Below are 16,314 nucleotides of genomic sequence, written 5' to 3' on the forward strand. Positions count from 1 at the left end.
TTCATTGTGCGATACGGGCTCATTCGGTAGAGGAGAAGTTTATGCGGGCTCCCGCCATCGAGGTTCGTGGTCTTAACAAGCGCTTTGGCTCGGTGACGGCTGTGGACGGAATTTCTTTCGCGGTACCGGAAGCAAGCACTTGTGCCTTACTCGGCGGCAATGGAGCAGGAAAGACGACCACTCTGGCGATGTTGTTGGGACTCTTGTTGCCATCTTCTGGGAGTATTCGGATCATGGGCGTGGATATGATCAAGAATCGGTATCCCGCGCTGTCCCGCATGAATTTTACCTCTCCCTACGTCGATTTGCCGCATCGGCTTACGGTGAAACAGAATCTCGACGTTTATGCCCGTCTCTACGGCGTTCGGCATCGAGCCGCGTGCTTGCGGTCTCTTGCGGAGCGTTTCGATCTAGAAGCATTGATGAACCGCGCCTACGGTTCCCTTTCGGCCGGGCAGCGTACCCGCGTCGCCTTAGCCAAAGCGCTCTTGAACGAGCCCGAAGTGTTGCTGATGGACGAGCCGACTGCTTCCCTGGACCCGGCTTCGGCGGATACGGTCCGAACCTTGCTGAAAGCCTATCAGGAAAAATCCGGGGCCACAGTTCTGCTCGCTTCCCATAATATGCAGGAGGTGGAGCGGCTATGCGATAACGTCTTGATTCTCAAGCAAGGGCGTATCGTAGATCGGGATACGCCCGCGATGCTGGTGCAGAAATACGGACGAGACAGTCTGGAGCAGGTTTTCATCGATATCGCGCGCGACCAAGATCGCCAGTCCGCTTAGTGTAGCGTGTATACATGTATATGAGCTTGCAACGTGTTTTCGCCTTGGTCATGCGCTATCTGTATTTGATGCGCAGCTCCTGGCCTCGGTTGATCGAGCTCATTTATTGGCCGACCATGCAGATGATTTTGTGGGGGTTTATCAACCAATTCTTCGTCGGCCACAGTGAATGGGTGGCCCAGGCTGCGGGATTGTTGATAGGCGCCGTTCTACTCTGGGATGTGTTGTTTCGTGCCCAATTAGGTGTTTCCGTAGTCTTTTTCGAAGAGATGTATTCCCGAAACCTCGGGCATTTGTTCGTCAGTCCGTTGCGTCCTTACGAATTGGTCATGGCCTTGTTGACGGTCAGTTTTTTGAGAACCTCTATCGGCGTCGGGGCGGCAGCGGGTCTGGCGGTCGTTCTGTATCGGTACTCGATTTTCGATATGGGGCTTCCGCTCGTGGCGTTTTTTGCAAACCTGCTCGTCATGGGATGGGCTATCGGGTTGATGGTGGTCGCGCTCGTATTGCGTTACGGACTAGGAGCGGAAAGTCTGGCTTGGGCCGTGATTTTTGCAGTTGCGCCGCTCAGCGGGATTTATTATCCAATTTCCGTGCTTCCCGATTGGCTGCAAAAAATTGCTTTGCTGTTACCCTCCAGCCATGTCTTCGAAGGTATGCGTGCCGTTGTGCGAGATCATGTTTTTTCTCTCGATTCGTTTTGGATGGCCGTTCTGTTGAACCTGATTTACCTCTTGATCGGTTTCGCTCTTTATCTTTTCGCCTTTCATGTCGCCCGTAAACGCGGCCTATTGTTGCAAATGGGGGAATGAGTGGGCTGTCGCGATAGCCTGGAACCGTCCTAAGTACCTGAAGCTCCATTTTTCCGGAGCGACCGCAAACAATGAACAAAGTCAACGTCCTGTTTTGTTGTATGGCTAATATATGCCGGTCTCCGATGGCCGAGGGAGCCCTAAGAGAACTGGTGAAGAATGCCGGTTACACGGACAAGATATTCATAGACTCGGCCGGAACCCATGCTCACTATTTGGGGCGCCCACCCGATCCGCGAGCTCAGCGAGCCATGTTGGAGCGGAGGATCGATATCAGCGGTTTACGCTCAAGGAGGATTTTGCTCGCGGATTTTCAGAGATTCCACCACATTTTGGTGATGGATGCAGAAAATTACGACGCGCTGCGGTTTATTTGTCCGAGAGCCCACATCCACAAGATTCGGTATCTTCTAGACTTTGCGCCTCAGTTCAAGACACGTGATGTTCCCGACCCATATCATGGGGAAGAAATCGTTTTTTACCGGGTGCGAGAGATGATAGAACGGGCAGCGGAGGGAGTATTCGCGTACTTACACGAGTCTTTGAACGACAACAAAGTTACGTAAAACGAGAGGGTTGAAAGCCTAATTCGTGTCAAGCCCCTAAAAAGTCAAGGCTACAATCTTGAACATCATTATTAACGCTCATAGAATAGTGTCCCGTTGCGTGGTAATCGGCTCTAGCGCGGGTTTCCACCAGCGGGCGTAACCGAGTTACGTCGTCATGGACGCTCTTGATGTCAGGGAGCGTTGTGTCACAAACCAAAGAGTTTTGTTGAGGTAAGAAAGATGGAACAAGAAAAAGACAATTTCTGGCTCTACATCGGCGGTATCATCATAGCGACTGTTGTCGGCGTTTTCCTGTTGAAGAGCAGGGAAATGGAAAGCGTGCCCGCCAAGGCCTATGAGGAAACAAGGGCACAAATCGAGAAACAGATCGAGAACGCAAAACCCTAGGAAATTTTGCCGCTGAAGCAGGAGCCAATACCTGCAAGGCAAGCGCTAAAACCGGAGGAAAAAATAACGGCTCGGAGGAGCATCTGATCGCTAAGCTTTGTTGCGTAAGGAGGTTGAGAAAATCAGCCGTAGTTGCGGCCTAGCCCTCACCGGACTTATGCAACAAAGCTTCTTTTGGCCATTTTCAAACCCGTCTACTTAATCTCTCGTCGCGTACAATACGTTGCGCGCGGGGCGTTGTCGGTCAACTCCAAATCAGCTTTGTGTCGGACGGCTAGCAGCAGCGCCCATGATCGCGGACCCACTCAGCCAGTTTTTCTGCCTTATGCTCTGTAAGCTGCTCCCAAGAAAAACGCCATTGCCAATTGTCGGCGATCGTTCCGGGCGTATTCATGCGATGTCCATGACCCAATTCCAGGACATCCTGCATCGGTATTACCGCTAATCTCGCCACAGACGCGAGCGCGCATCGAACGAGGCTTTGCGGCATTCCCACTTTGTTATCCCCGCAATGATCAAGTAGGTATTCGGAAACACGATGACGCTGTTCCTCCGACAAGTTTTCGTACCAGGATAACGTCGTGTCGTTATCGTGAGTCCCCGTGTAGACCACGTTGTTCTCGGTGTGGTTATGGGGCAGATAAGGATTATCGTCGCCCCCGTCAAAGGCGAATTGCAGTATCAGCATGCCCGGAATATCAAACCGGTTGCGAAGCGCTTCCACCTCGGGTGTGATAATGCCCAGGTTCTCTGCAACCAAGGGTAAGCCCGAGCCGTTGAGCGTGGCGAATACCGTTTCCAGCAGGGCGTCGCCCGGAGCCTTCACCCAGCGGCCGTGAATCGCCGTTTCGGATTCGGCCGGTATCTCCCAGTATGCTTCGAAACCTCGGAAGTGGTCGATGCGTACCCAGTCGTAAAGCGCCAACTGACTCCGGAATCGATCCAGCCACCAGCGGAAGCCGGTCGCTTTCATGTGCTCCCAGTTATAGTGAGGATTTCCCCAGCGTTGGCCGGTAGCCGAAAAATAGTCGGGCGGCACTCCGGCCACGACGCGGGCATAACCGGTCTCGGTCAAATCGAAACATTCTCGACAGGCCCACACCTCGGCGCTGTCGCCGGCGACGAATATCGGCATGTCGCCGAACAACATGACTCCTCTCCGCTTGGCATAGCGTCTTAACTCCGTCCATTGCTCGAAAAAAACGAATTGCTCGAATTCAACCTGAGCGATGCGATCCGCCAGACGTAATCGGGCAGCTTCCAGCGCGGCTGGCTCTCGGTCCCGAATGGCGTTGGGCCATTCCTGCCATGCCTTGCAGCCGAGTTCCTCGCGTAGAGCAATGAACAGCGCATAATCCGATAGCCACCAGTTCTGCTTTTTAACGAATTCGTCATAAGCAGTGCGGTATTCGCTTTGCAAGCATGCTTGGAAGGAGCCGAAGGCCTGTTTTAGGCAACGAAATCGATAATCGGCGACCGAGATTTCGCCGATAGAATCCGGCGGCGCCGGTAGCCAGCCGCGATCAAACAGCCATTTAAGATCTATCATCAGCGGATTGCCGGCATGGGCCGACAAGCACTGGTAGGGTGAGCCATCGGCATGGGTCGGATTAATCGGAAGCGTTTGCCAGACGCTTATGCCGCAGTCAGCCAGAAAATCGACGAATCGATAAGCGTTTTGACCCAAGTCCCCGTTCCCGAGACTGCCGGGCAGGGACGTGATATGCAGAAGAATGCCGGCCCGACGCCGGTCCAATATGCTGTGTGCGTGCGTCAATTCCCCACCTTAACGACTATGAGTTGGGACTTTCCCAGATATGCTTTCGCTAGCGCTTAACGGGATGTTTGGAGATTTGGAGCGTCTTTTTCGCGGATATTGCTGGACGACAGTGGTTTGATGTCAAGAGACAAGTGCAAGTTAAAAGGCGTATCAAGCTGATTTGTTCCTTGCCGGGATTCCGGCAAATACGTTTTCGAGGACGGCTGTGCAATCCACCCGACGGGCGCCCGGGATTCGCCGCGGGTGTTTTGAGGGCATTGCGCGCGCAATTTTTCGATCACACTAGCTGGCTAAGGGGGATCTCGGAGAGATCGAGCGAAATAGCGATGTGGGCGCCATTCAAAACGCAAGAGCTTTTTTTATCAAATAATTTTCGATGGCGCTTTAAGCGCCAATGCAGAAAGCCGGAAGATTAACCGAGCCTCAACGGGCGAAATGCAGCCGCTGTCCGAGAGCGTCCGGAGTCACCAGAACCACGCCACCCGGACTGACATAGAACCGTTTTCGATCTTCTTCCGGATTCTCCCCGATCACGGTATTCGGTGGAATATGGCAGCCCTTGTCGATGATCGCTTTGGTAATGCGGCAGTGCCTGCCGACGTTAACATCCGGCAATATCACTGAATCCTTTACCTTGGAGTACGAGTTCACGCGGACATTGCTGAACAGCAGCGAGTGCCTGACTTCGGCGCCGGAGATAACACAGCCGCCGGATACCATGGAATCTACCGCCATTCCACGGCGATCGTCGTCGTCGAACACGAACTTGGCGGGAGGGGTTTGTGCCTGATAAGTCCAAATCGGCCAATCCTTATCGTACAAGTTAAGCTCGGGATCGATGCCGATCAGCTCCATGTTGGAGGCCCAATAAGAGTCCACAGTACCGACGTCTCGCCAGTACGCTTGTACGCCACTTTGTACATCGCGGAATGGATAGACAAATACTCGATATTTTTTAATTACCGCGGGGATGATGTCCTTGCCGAAGTCGTGACTCGAACCCGGTGTGTCCGCATCTTTGATGAGCTGTTCGAACAAGAAGCCGGTGTTGAAGACATAAATGCCCATGGACACTAATGCATGATCGGGCCGATTCGGCATGGGCGGTGGATTTTCCGGCTTTTCGACAAAGTTGGAGACGCGTTTGTCTTCACTGACATGCATGACTCCGAACGCTTTCGCCTCGGCTAGCGGCACCTCCATGCAACCGATGGTCAAGTCGGCCTGCATTTCCACGTGGTAGGCCATCATCAAGCCGTAATCCATTTTGTAGACATGGTCGCCGGCGAGAATCAGGATATATTCAGGGTCCCTTTGGCGGAAGATATCCAAATTCTGGTATACCGCGTCGGCGGTCCCGGCATACCAAGCTTCCTGAAGGCGCTGCTGGGCAGGCAGGATATCGACAAACTCGCCCAGTTCGGCTCGTAAGAACCCCCAACCCTGCTGAATATGCCGAATTAACGAGTCCGCTTTATATTGCGTTAATACGCCAACTTGTCTGATGCCCGAGTTTATGCAATTTGAAAGTGGGAAATCGATAATTCGAAATTTGCCTCCGAAAGGCACGGCCGGTTTGGCTCGCCACTCGGTCAGCTTATGTAATCGTGTTCCGCGGCCTCCAGCCAGAATAAGAGCCAAAGTATGCCTAGTAAGGCGGCTGACGAAACGGGACGCATGCATCGACTCTGGCATGAAAGGCTCCTTTAGACTGTGCCATCCACTGGGGGCGCAAATTTGATACCATAACGCCCAGGTGTTTCGGGCATTTGCCAACGGCTATATTTTACTATCAGAGGCCAAATAAAGTGAACTCGACCGACACACAATCCGCGAACGAAGCCGGCGGCGTTTTGCCTCAGATGGATTCTGAATTGCAGCGGATCGTTCTGGCGCGCCACCACGATCCGTTTGCGGTTTTGGGTCGGCATCGGACCGAGGGTGGCGATGTCATCCGGGCGATTGTTCCGCAAGCCGAGACGGTGCGGATCGGGGAGCGAGGCCCGGACATGCAACGCATTCCCGGCACCGATGTGTTCGAATGTCATCTGGATCATGATTCCGTTCCCGAGCATTACCGCCTGTTATGGACGGACAAGTCGGGGCAGCCGCAAAGCCATATCGACCCGTATACGTTTCCGCCGCAGCTTTCCGACTTCGACCTTTACCTTTTCGGCGAAGGCAAACATTGGCATATCTATCGTATCCTCGGTGCCCATCCGCACACCGTGGACGGGATCGACGGCATCCTGTTCGCAACATGGGCGCCGAACGCGGAGAGAATCAGCGTGGTGGGCGATTTCAATGCCTGGGACGGGCGGCGGCATCCGATGCGGGTCCGGGGCAACAGCGGAGTGTGGGAACTATTCATTCCCGAGCTCGAACCCGGAACGCTGTACAAATTCGAAATTCGCAACCGCCAGCAGGGTACCGTTCTTTTAAAAACCGATCCTTACGGCCGGCAGTTCGAGCTACGCCCGAATACCGCTTCCTTGGTCGTGCCCGACCGGGCTTACGATTGGAATGACGACGATTGGATGGAACACCGCGCGAACCGCGATTGGCTCCACGAGCCCATGTCCGTTTATGAGGTCCACTTAGGGTCTTGGCGGCATGATGCCGAAGGCGAATTTCTAAACTACCGGGAGCTGGCCAAGCAACTCGTGGCCTATGTCAAGGAGCAGGGCTTCAGCCATATCGAATTACTGCCGATCACCGAGCATCCTTTCGATGGATCGTGGGGTTATCAAACCACCGGCTATTTTGCGCCCACCAGCCGTTTCGGTACTCCGGAGGATTTCCGCTACTTCGTAGATTACTGCCATCAAAACGGAATCGGTGTCTTTCTGGACTGGGTGCCCGCTCATTTTCCGAAGGACGCGCACGGGTTGGCCTGGTTCGACGGTACGCCGCTATACGAACACGAGGACCCGCGGCTCGGCGAACATCGCGACTGGGGTACGCTGATCTACAACTACGGCCGAAACGAAGTCCGCAATTTTCTGATCGGCAGTGCGTTATTCTGGCTGGAAGAATTTCACCTCGACGGACTTCGCGTCGATGCGGTCGCCTCGATGCTTTACCTGGATTATTCCCGTGAACCCGGCGACTGGATCCCCAACAAGTACGGCGGCAACGAGAATCTGGAAGCGATCGCCTTTCTGCGCGAGCTCAATACCGTGACGCACCAGCAATTTCCAGGCACGCTTATCATGGCCGAAGAATCCACCGCCTGGCCGCAGGTGACCCGTCCCACCTGGACCGGGGGGTTGGGCTTTTCGATGAAATGGAACATGGGCTGGATGCACGACACCTTGCTCTACATGAGCAAGGACCCCATCCATCGCCATTATCATCACGATCAGCTGACCTTCGGCTTGCTGTACGCGTTCACGGAGAATTTCATACTGCCGTTCTCCCATGACGAAGTCGTCCACGGCAAGGGTTCGATGCTGCAAAAAATGCCGGGAGACGATTGGCAGCGTTTCGCCAATCTGCGTTTGCTGTACACCTTCATGTTCACTTATCCGGGCAAGAAGCTGCTGTTCATGGGCTGCGAGTTCGGTCAAGGCGGTGAATGGAATTTCAGCAAGGCTTTGGACTGGTATGTACTCGCGTACCCCAATCACAGCGGACTCAAGCAACTGGTGAGCGATCTCAACCGCCTTTATCGGGAAAACCCGGCGTTACATAGGTTCGATTTCGAACAAAAAGGCTTCGAATGGATCGATTGCCACGATGCGCCTCAGTCGACTCTGAGCTATCTGCGACGGTCCTCCGACGAGTTCGCGGTCATGGTGTTCAATTTTACCCCGGTGCCGAGGCAGAACTATCGCATCGGCGTGCCGGAGCCCGGCGTCTACCGAGAGATCTTCAATTCCGACTCGCGTCATTACGGCGGGAGTAATATCGGCAATAGCGCCGTGACCACGGAAGCAAAGGAATGGATGGGAAGGCCGTATTCCATCAGTCTTACACTGCCCCCTTTGGCCGGAATCGTTTTGACTTGCGAGGTTCTTAAGGAGGATGAACCGGAACCTCCCGAATGAAGAAAATACTCTTCGTCACCAGCGAGGCGTATCCGCTCATTAAGACCGGGGGGCTCGCCGACGTCTCGGGAAGCCTGCCGATAGCCTTAAAGGGCCTAGGCCACGATGTCCGCATACTGCTTCCGGGATATGCTTCGGCCATGGCGGCAGGTCATTTCGAACAGGTCCGACTGCTGCACGGCGATGGCGAAATTGCCATTCTGGAAGGCGTTCTGCCCGGTTCGACGGTACCGGTTTGGCTGCTCGCCCATCCCCAGTACTTCGGGCGGTCCGGCAATCCATATTTGGGGCCGGATGGAAAACCCTGGCCCGACAATCCCGAGCGGTTCTCGTTGTTGTGCCATGTTGCCGTGGAGATGGCCATGAATCGGCTGGGACTCCGATGGAAGCCCGACATCGTGCACTGCAACGATTGGCAAACCGGTTTGGCACCCGCGTTGCTCAGCGACGAGCCGGGACGGCCAGCCACCGTTTTCACGATCCACAATCTCGCCTATCAGGGAGTCTTTCCTCACGAAACCTTCGTCAAGCTGCGCTTGCCGAATCGATTTTGGTCCAGTCAGGCGCTGGAGTTTTACAACCAGTTGTCCTTCATCAAAGGAGGATTGGTTTTCGCCGACCGGATCACTACCGTGAGCCCTCACTATGCCGAGGAGATTCAGGGAGAGGAGTTCGGTGCCGGACTCGAAGGCTTGCTCAAGCATCGCCGGGAGCGGCTCAGCGGCATACTCAACGGTATCGATGCCGACGCTTGGAATCCGGCCACCGATCCCTTCATTGGGACGAATTTCGACATCGATTCGCTGGAAAAAAGGCCGGCCAACAAAGCGGCGTTGCAGCGGGCGTTCAAGCTGGCGGAGGATGACGGGATCGTTTTGATGGCTTGGGTCGGGCGCTTGGTTCAGCAAAAAGGCATCGATCTCGTGATCGAGCTTCTGCCCAAGCTGATTCGGATGCCCATTCAGCTCGTCATCGTGGGCAGCGGCGAAGCCCGATACGAGCAGATTCTATTGCACTGGGCACGTCTGTATCCCGATCGTATCGCGGTCAAGCTGGGTTACGACGAGCCGAGCGCGCACCTAATCGAAGCCGGTACCGACCTATTCCTGATGCCTTCCCGGTTCGAGCCCTGCGGTCTCAATCAGATGTACAGCCAACGCTACGGGGCCGTGCCGGTCGTACGTCATGTGGGCGGTTTGGCGGATACCGTGGACGATGCCAACGCCACGAATCTGACGATGGGCCGGGCTACCGGGGTGGTTTTCCGCGATGCTGCCGCCGATGATTTGTTCCACGCCTTGAATCGAGGTTTCGTGCTTTGTCAGAATAAGGTGCTTCGGGAGAAGGTCCAAAAAGCCGGTATGAGCAAGGATTTTTCTTGGCAGCAAAGCGCTCAGCGTTATCTCGATTTGTACGATCGGGCCGTGGCCGATCGCCTGACTGCCGACAGCTTGCTGCGTCTCGACGTGGAAACCTAAGCTTTTCGTGCCGATATGTGGCTACGTCTCGCCTTTATCGCAATCGCCGTCACAGTCTCGAATGCCCCGGCCGCCGCTCAGGATTTGTCGACCATCGAGCTGTTCCACCGTCCGTCGGATGAGATGGTGCCGTTGATCCAGCCCTTGCTGGGGCCGGGCGATGTCGTGATCCCCGCCCGCGATCGGCTTATTCTGAAGGCCGACCCCGGAAAGGTCGAAGAAATCCGCGACTTGGTTCGGCAGCTCGATAAAAGTTCGCACAGACTTCTGATCACGGTCACTCAAGGCCGTGATCTGTCCACGGAAACCTTGAATGCGCAGGGGCGTTTGCGCGGACGGATCGATCTGAACCGTCCGGCCGATTCGGATATTCGTATCCGCGGGCATCTTTATCAGTCGGAAGGCCGCGATTCAGCCGGCCACACGCAACAGTTGCAGACTCTGGAGGGGCGATCCGCCTATATCGAAGTCGGAGAACAGATCCCTGTTCCGACTCAATCCTATTACGGCTATGGGTACGGCTACAGCGAAAACATCGAATACCGGCCGGCAACCACCGGATTTGCGGTAACGCCCAGATTGTCCGGCAGCGAGGTGATCATAGAGCTGTCGCCTTGGTCCGACCGGCTCAGCCGGGACCGGTTCGGCGTCATCGACACGCAAAGCGCACACACGGTAATACGGGCCGCGCTCGGCGAATGGGTCGAGATCGGCGGACAAGTGGAAACGTCCGTCCGCGAAGAAAGCGGGCTCGCCAGCCGAAGCTATTCCACCCGCAGCCAGCAAAACAGGATTTTTCTCAAGGTCGAGGATTTGGACGCGGGTAAGCCTTGACGACCATTATTCCTCCCTCAACGCCAAGGCCGGAGTTAGTCTGCTAGCCCTCCATGCCGGATAGAGTCCGGCGATCAACGCCGCGGTAATCGAAAGAAGCGGCGCTTGCCACAGCTCCACGCCGGAAACCGCCAAATCCATGCTCCAGCCGAAAGACCGAAGGTTGATGACCTTGACCAGTGCCATGGCCAGGGCGAACCCCAGGGGCAGTGCAAGAACCCCGGCGCAAAGGCCCAGAAAACTGGTTTGCGTGAGCACGAGGCCGATCAGTTGCCGCGGCGTCATTCCCAGCGATCGCAGCACGGCGAATTCCCGCGTCCGTTCGAGCTGTATCGCCAGCAGCGCGCTCAGGATCCCGATCAGCGCGACCCCGACGGCGAGGAGGCGCAGCACATGGGTGACGGCGAAGGTGCGTTCGAAAAACTCCATCGAGGCTTGCCGGATTTCGATATTCGAACGGATCAGCACGGTGCCGGGTTGCCGAGTCAGGTCCTGTATTTTCGCTTTTACCGCTTCTGCCGTAATCCCGCTTGCGAGATAAAGGCCGAGCGAGGTTACGCCGGTATCGTTCCAAAGGTCCGCATACAAGTCCCGTCGCAGGACTGCGAGTCCCTGATCCGAGCGGTAATCGAAAAAGACTCCGGCGATGACAAACGGCTTCGGACCTCGTGACGTGCTCAACATTAAGGAATCGCCGGCTCCCAGCCCGTGCCGCGTGGCAAAAGGTTCGGAAACGATGACGACCGGCTCGGCCATAAACCGCTTCCAAACCGTCTGATCGTCGGCCGATTTGAAACGGAACGTCGGCCGCTCCGGGTAAGCCGGCTGAAACGCCAGGAGCTCGATGCGGCCGACTGAGGATTCGGCGAAGGTCCGGCGTCCGAGGCTGAAGCCCGCGATGCCGGGCAAGCGGACGGCGTCCTCCAGCAGGGATGAGGGCAAGGGTTCGCTCGCGATGCCGGTTTCCGTGGGACGGGCCACGTAAAGATCGGCCTGAAGCAGTTGTTGCAGCCAATCGGCGATGGTGAAGCGAAAGCTCTCCACCATCATGCCGACGCCGATGGCGACGGCTACCGAAATGCTCAATGCCGCCGTCGCCAAACCGGTTCGGCTCAAAGCGGCGGACGTACCTCGGATGGCCAGGCGGACGATTGGCCTGGCGGTGCGCGGACACAGTCTGGTGAGCCCCAGCATCGCTGCGGGGATAAAGAGCGCATAAGCCCCCGCCAGCAGGAAGATCCCGACTATCGCCGTAATCAGACCGGCCGCCGGCCAGTTCAGGAGGAAGACTCCGAGGATTCCGCTTGCTATCCCCAATAAAGTCAATTTCGGCAGCCACCGGCGCACGCTCTGTTCCAGGCCGGAGCGGCGCTGGGCGCGGACCGGCCGGGTCGAAGCCGCATCCAGGGCGGCGGGCAATGCCGCCAATACCGAGGCCGAGATTCCGATCGACAGGCTGCGCAGTAAAGCCGCAGGAGAGACCGAAAACTCCGTCACCGTGACGACGAAATACATATCGCTGATGGTGCGGGTGATTTGATCCAGGAGACCGCGAGCCGCGACCAATCCCAGCATCAATCCGAGCAAGCTGCCGAAGAGACCGAGCAGTCCGGATTCCAACAGGATTTCGCTCATGACCTGTCTGCGAGTGACTCCGACGATGCGGAGATTGGCGAGCAGCGGGCGGCGTTGCAGCACCGTGAAGGTCATCGTGTTGTAGATCAGGAAAAGGCCGACCAGCAGCGCCATCAGACTCATGGCTTTCAGGTTGATTTCGAAGGCATGGGCCATGCGCGCGGTTGCGGTGTTTCGTCCCGCGGCATCGATCAGCGCGGCGTTTTCGGGCAGCATGCCGCGTAGCTTCTCCAGTTCGCGGGATTCGTCGGGCAAGACGAGGTCGATGCGGTCGAGCCCGCCGATCTTGCCCAGTATCTCCTGGGCCGTGGCGATGTCGGCGAGCAGCAGGCCTTCCAAAGCGGGATCGGGCTTTTCCTCGGGATCGACATAGCCGACCACGCGTACCGTCCGCGGCGTGCCCGCGACCTCCACGGTCAGGTTGTTGCCGGGGCCGATGTTGAGCCGCTGGGCGGTGACACGGGAAATCAGCGCCGTATCGGGCTCCGTCAGAAGATCGACCATCGCGGCGAACGAGGATCGAGTGAGCCCTTGCCGTATCGGGCTTTCAGCGAAGGGGTCGAAGCCGGCGAGTCGCAGGGTCTGATCGTGCGCCGCGACATAGCCCTCGACGACGGGCGCCATGGGCACATCGCCTAAATCCCGTCTGAGCTTGGGATAAAGCGTCTCGTCGAGGAGTCCGATCCCGGCGACGATGTGATGGGTAGTCTTGCCGGTCAGCGCGCTCATCGACAGCTGAAAGGCGCGGCGCGAACTCTCTACGGCCAAATCCACCGAAACCAGCATCGCTACCCCGAGGGCGATCCCCAGAATCGCCAGCACGAGCTGTAGCGGATGCCGGTAAAAGTGCCGGCGATTGGCTTTGTTCAGCAGCGTCATCGTGACATGAGCCTGCCGTCCCGCAGCTCCCACACCGCATCGGCGCGCTCGGCCACTTCCCGGCTGTGGGTGGCGACCAGCAAAGTCTTGCCGCGCCTTCTGACGGCGTGATCGAGGAGATCCAGAATGTGCCGCCCCGTCGCGCTGTCCAGATTGCCGGTCGGTTCGTCGGCGAGAATCAGCGAGGGATCGTGCACCAGCGCCCTAGCCAGGGCGACCCGCTGCTGCTCGCCCCCGGAAAGCGAATCCGGATAGCTGTCATGCCGGTCGGCCAAACCGACTTCTTCGAGCAGCGTAACTGCCCGGCGCCGGGATTCGTCGGCGGAAAAACCGTTCAATTCGGCGGGCAGGGCGACGTTTTCCAGCACCGTCAAGGTCGGCAGCAGATTGAAGAACTGATATACGAAGCCGATATGGCTGCGCCGGAACAGGGTTCGCTCCGGTTCGCGCAGCCGGTTCAGATCGAGATCTCGAACAATGATCGATCCGGAGTCTGCCACGTCCAGACCTGCGATCAGATTCAAAAGAGTCGATTTCCCCGATCCGCTCTGTCCCAGCAAGGCCACGAAGCGCCCTTCGCCGATGTCGCCGTCGATACCCTGGAGCACCGGACGCAGTCGGTCGCCTTCCCGATAACCATGAGTCACGCCGCGCAGCATCAGCAGCGGTCGCTCGGAATGGATGGCGGCGGGGGCTTCGGTATGCAAATCGCTGTTTGTGATCGGGTGCTGTCGCCCTACGACGGTAAGTCGAAGTAATGGATGCTGAACAGATTGCAGTCGTCCAGCCAACATCCTCGGACCCTGAATCCCGCCGTCCGGGCCAGCCTTTGAAATTCTTCGACCGTGTACTTGTAGGAATTTTCCGTGTGCACCGATTCGCCGTCGGCAAATGTGAGGACTTCTCCGGCCAGGTGAATTTCTTGCGCGCCGCGGCTGATCAGGTGCATCTCGATGCGGCTTTCTCGGGCATTGTAGAAGGCGTAATGATAGAACCGGCCAGGATCGAAATCGGCGTCCAACTCGGTGTTGAGGCGGTGCAACACGTTCAGGTTGAACTCACGGGTCAGTCCTTGCGCGTCGTTGTAGGCCCGGTGCAGCACCGCCGGATCCTTCTTGAGATCGACGCCGATCAGCAAACCGCCGTCCGGTTCCACGAGTCGAGCGACCCGTCGAAGAAAAGCCAGAGCCTCTCCGGGCTCGAAATTACCGATGGTCGATCCGGGGAAAAACACGACTTTTTTCGATTCGGCCGATGCCGGAGGCGGCTCGAACGGTTCCAAGCCGGCGGTATAGTCCATGCACATCGCGTGCACCCGCAACCATGGGTATGCGGCTCCCAGCGCCTGCACCGAAAGTTTCAGATGATCCTTGGAAATGTCCATCGGCATGTAGACGGCGGGGTGCAGGGTTTCCAGCAGGAGCTGCACTTTTTGGCTGTTGCCGCTGCCCGGCTCGATGAGGATACAGTCCTTGCCGATGGTTTCCGCGATCTCTTGAGCGGAGTCGCGGAGAATGCCGATTTCAGTGCGGGTCGGGTAATACTCGGGCGTCTCGCAAATGGCCTCGAACAACTCGCTGCCCCGCTTATCGTAGAACAGTTTCGGGGGCAGCCGTTTTTTCGGGCTGAAGAGGCCGCTCAATACCTCGTCGAGGATATCCGCCTGCGCCGGCTCCCGGTCCGTGAATCGGATGCGCCGAGCGGTCATGAGCCATCCTCCGCCAAGCGGATGCCGGTAAACTGCCAGCGGTCCGGCGGATAAAAAAAGTTTCGATAAGTGGCGCGGATGTGCGACTCCGGCGTCGCGCACGAACCGCCTCGGAGCACCATCTGATTGCACATGAACTTGCCATTGTATTCGCCGATCGAGCCGGCCAGCGGCTTGAATCCTGGGTAGGGCGCATAAGGGCTCCGGGTCCATTCCCAGACGTCTCCGAAAATCTGCGCGATATCGCCTCCTTCCGTTTCCGAAGTCGCAGCGGGATGATAGCGGCCCGATTCGCGGAAATGACCCCGAATCGTGCGACGGGACGCGGCGCATTCCCATTCCGCTTCGGTCGGCAGGCGTTTGCCCCGGAAACGGGCGTAGGCGTCCGCTTCGTAAAAGCTGACGTGGCAAACGGGCTCGTTCTCGTCGAGAGGGCGCATTCCCGACAAAGTCATCAGCCACCATTCGCCCTCGATGTTCTCCCAGTACAGCGGAGCCTGCCAGCCACGCGGCCTGATCGCCGCCCAACCGTCGGAAAGCCACAATTCCGCCCGCCGATAGCCGCCGGCCTCGACGAACTCCAGGTATTCGCCGTTGGTGACGAGGCGCGAGGCGAGGCGGTAGTCCCGGAGGTAAACCTTGTGGCGGGGTGTTTCGTTGTCGTAGGCGAAGCCCGAGCCGGCATGGCCGATCTCTTCGATCCCGCCGCCGTAGTCCAGCCATCCCAATGCCGACGCGGCCGGAGCTTTCGGATGGTTCGCGTGGCGATAGGCCGGCCTCAGGGGATTGACGGCAAAGTTGTATTTGATGTCGGTGAGGAGAAGTTCCTGATGCTGCTGCTCGTGATTCAAGCCGAGCAGGAGGCGCGAAGCGATTTCATCCTTGTCCGACGGCGGCGGGGCAGTCAGCAATTCAGCCATGGCTTCGTCCACGTAAGCGCGATACCGGTAGATCTCCTCTACGGTGGGCCGCGCCAACAGGCCCCTCTGAGGCCGTGGAAAGAAGCTTCCGACGGTTTCGTAATAAGAGTTGAACAAATAACCGTATCGTTCGTGAAAGAGCCGGTAAGGTTTCAGGTAAGGGATCAGCAGGAAGGTTTCGAAGAACCAGGTGGTGTGGGCCAAATGCCATTTCGGCGGACTGACGTCGGGCATCGCCTGGATGACGTAATCCTCGACGGCCAGCGGCGCGCACAAGGTTTCGCTGTGCCTGCGAATGGCCTGGTAGTCCTCGAGCAAGGCATCGGTCGGATTCTCTTTGCGCGCGAAGCGAGCGGAACGATCGGCTTGTATCATGTGTTACCTCCCTGGATCGCAGGGGGCATTCTAAAACGCCGAGCCTTTCAAGGCTAACCGTAGTGTTACTACAAGGAGTAATCCCATTCGGGATTCGAGTGAA

The 16,314-nt window shown here is 57.2% G+C and carries 13 protein-coding genes; 7 read left to right on the forward strand and 6 right to left on the reverse strand.

Annotated elements, in window-relative coordinates; all coding sequences use genetic code 11:
* Positions 1 to 41: 41 nt before the first annotated feature.
* From ACWJJK_RS06400 to ACWJJK_RS06415, 4 genes are all read left to right on the forward strand, one after another.
* Positions 42 to 785: an ABC transporter ATP-binding protein gene (locus ACWJJK_RS06400; RefSeq protein ID WP_077730556.1), complete on the forward strand. Its 744-nt coding sequence runs from the start codon at positions 42 to 44 to the stop codon at positions 783 to 785.
* 20 nt (positions 786 to 805) lie between these two features.
* On the forward strand, positions 806 to 1,597 hold the full coding sequence (locus ACWJJK_RS06405; RefSeq protein ID WP_205780779.1) for an ABC transporter permease: 792 nt from the start codon (positions 806 to 808) through the stop codon (positions 1,595 to 1,597).
* 71 nt (positions 1,598 to 1,668) lie between these two features.
* On the forward strand, positions 1,669 to 2,163 hold the full coding sequence (locus ACWJJK_RS06410) for a low molecular weight protein-tyrosine-phosphatase (protein WP_077730558.1): 495 nt from the start codon (positions 1,669 to 1,671) through the stop codon (positions 2,161 to 2,163).
* A 222-nt stretch (positions 2,164 to 2,385) separates the two neighbouring features.
* Entirely contained in the window at positions 2,386 to 2,553 is a 168-nt protein-coding gene (locus ACWJJK_RS06415) for a hypothetical protein (RefSeq protein WP_168175425.1), read from the forward strand.
* Positions 2,554 to 2,827: 274 nt separating this feature from the next.
* On the opposite strand, the gene malQ is transcribed toward ACWJJK_RS06415, so the two are convergent.
* Positions 2,828 to 4,330, reverse strand: a complete 1,503-nt coding sequence (malQ, locus tag ACWJJK_RS06420; RefSeq protein WP_454128766.1) for a 4-alpha-glucanotransferase — start codon at positions 4,328 to 4,330, stop codon at positions 2,828 to 2,830.
* A 426-nt stretch (positions 4,331 to 4,756) separates the two neighbouring features.
* Positions 4,757 to 6,028 (reverse strand): glucose-1-phosphate adenylyltransferase, encoded by a 1,272-nt coding sequence (gene glgC, locus ACWJJK_RS06425; RefSeq protein ID WP_077730559.1) that lies wholly within the window; start codon positions 6,026 to 6,028, stop codon positions 4,757 to 4,759.
* A 167-nt stretch (positions 6,029 to 6,195) separates the two neighbouring features.
* Between glgC and glgB the strand changes: the two genes are divergently transcribed.
* The 3 genes from glgB to ACWJJK_RS06440 are packed head-to-tail and all read left to right on the forward strand — an operon-like array spanning position 6,196 to position 10,694.
* Complete coding sequence (glgB, locus tag ACWJJK_RS06430) at positions 6,196 to 8,382, forward strand: 1,4-alpha-glucan branching protein GlgB (RefSeq protein ID WP_156879769.1); 2,187 nt, start codon at positions 6,196 to 6,198, stop codon at positions 8,380 to 8,382.
* Positions 8,379 to 9,860 carry a glycogen synthase GlgA gene (gene glgA / locus ACWJJK_RS06435; RefSeq protein ID WP_156879770.1) on the forward strand — a complete coding sequence of 494 codons (1,482 nt, stop codon included), beginning with the start codon at positions 8,379 to 8,381 and terminating at the stop codon, positions 9,858 to 9,860. The genes glgB and glgA overlap by 4 nt, the downstream gene beginning before the upstream one ends.
* Positions 9,861 to 9,875: 15 nt before the next feature.
* The gene (locus tag ACWJJK_RS06440) at positions 9,876 to 10,694 is read left to right on the forward strand and encodes a hypothetical protein (protein ID WP_077730561.1); all 819 of its coding nucleotides are present in this window, start codon (positions 9,876 to 9,878) and stop codon (positions 10,692 to 10,694) included.
* A 6-nt stretch (positions 10,695 to 10,700) separates the two neighbouring features.
* On the opposite strand, the gene ACWJJK_RS06445 is transcribed toward ACWJJK_RS06440, so the two are convergent.
* From ACWJJK_RS06445 to egtB, 4 genes are read right to left on the reverse strand one after another with little or no spacing between them, the layout of a single operon-like run.
* Positions 10,701 to 13,208, reverse strand: coding sequence for an ABC transporter permease (locus ACWJJK_RS06445; RefSeq protein WP_077730562.1), 2,508 nt, complete (start codon positions 13,206 to 13,208; stop codon positions 10,701 to 10,703).
* Positions 13,205 to 13,915 carry an ABC transporter ATP-binding protein gene (locus ACWJJK_RS06450; protein ID WP_205780780.1) on the reverse strand — a complete coding sequence of 237 codons (711 nt, stop codon included), beginning with the start codon at positions 13,913 to 13,915 and terminating at the stop codon, positions 13,205 to 13,207. The genes ACWJJK_RS06445 and ACWJJK_RS06450 overlap by 4 nt, the downstream gene beginning before the upstream one ends.
* A 29-nt stretch (positions 13,916 to 13,944) precedes the next feature.
* Positions 13,945 to 14,916, reverse strand: a complete 972-nt coding sequence (gene egtD / locus ACWJJK_RS06455; protein WP_156879772.1) for an L-histidine N(alpha)-methyltransferase — start codon at positions 14,914 to 14,916, stop codon at positions 13,945 to 13,947.
* Positions 14,913 to 16,211 (reverse strand): ergothioneine biosynthesis protein EgtB, encoded by a 1,299-nt coding sequence (gene egtB, locus ACWJJK_RS06460; RefSeq protein WP_156879773.1) that lies wholly within the window; start codon positions 16,209 to 16,211, stop codon positions 14,913 to 14,915. Before egtB ends, egtD begins: the two co-directional genes overlap by 4 nt.
* Positions 16,212 to 16,314: the final 103 nt, after the last annotated feature.

This window comes from Methylocaldum gracile, assembly GCF_053646815.1.

Coding starts and splice junctions, on each gene's coding strand:
- ACWJJK_RS06400 (WP_077730556.1), top strand. CDS start 42: ATGCGGGCTCCCGCCATCGAGGTTCGTGGTCTTAACAAGCGCTTTGGC.
- ACWJJK_RS06405 (WP_205780779.1), top strand. CDS start 806: ATGAGCTTGCAACGTGTTTTCGCCTTGGTCATGCGCTATCTGTATTTG.
- ACWJJK_RS06410 (WP_077730558.1), top strand. CDS start 1,669: ATGAACAAAGTCAACGTCCTGTTTTGTTGTATGGCTAATATATGCCGG.
- ACWJJK_RS06415 (WP_168175425.1), top strand. CDS start 2,386: ATGGAACAAGAAAAAGACAATTTCTGGCTCTACATCGGCGGTATCATC.
- glgC (WP_077730559.1), bottom strand. CDS start 6,028: ATGCCAGAGTCGATGCATGCGTCCCGTTTCGTCAGCCGCCTTACTAGG.
- glgB (WP_156879769.1), top strand. CDS start 6,196: ATGGATTCTGAATTGCAGCGGATCGTTCTGGCGCGCCACCACGATCCG.
- glgA (WP_156879770.1), top strand. CDS start 8,379: ATGAAGAAAATACTCTTCGTCACCAGCGAGGCGTATCCGCTCATTAAG.
- ACWJJK_RS06440 (WP_077730561.1), top strand. CDS start 9,876: ATGTGGCTACGTCTCGCCTTTATCGCAATCGCCGTCACAGTCTCGAAT.
- ACWJJK_RS06445 (WP_077730562.1), bottom strand. CDS start 13,208: ATGACGCTGCTGAACAAAGCCAATCGCCGGCACTTTTACCGGCATCCG.
- egtD (WP_156879772.1), bottom strand. CDS start 14,916: ATGACCGCTCGGCGCATCCGATTCACGGACCGGGAGCCGGCGCAGGCG.
- egtB (WP_156879773.1), bottom strand. CDS start 16,211: ATGATACAAGCCGATCGTTCCGCTCGCTTCGCGCGCAAAGAGAATCCG.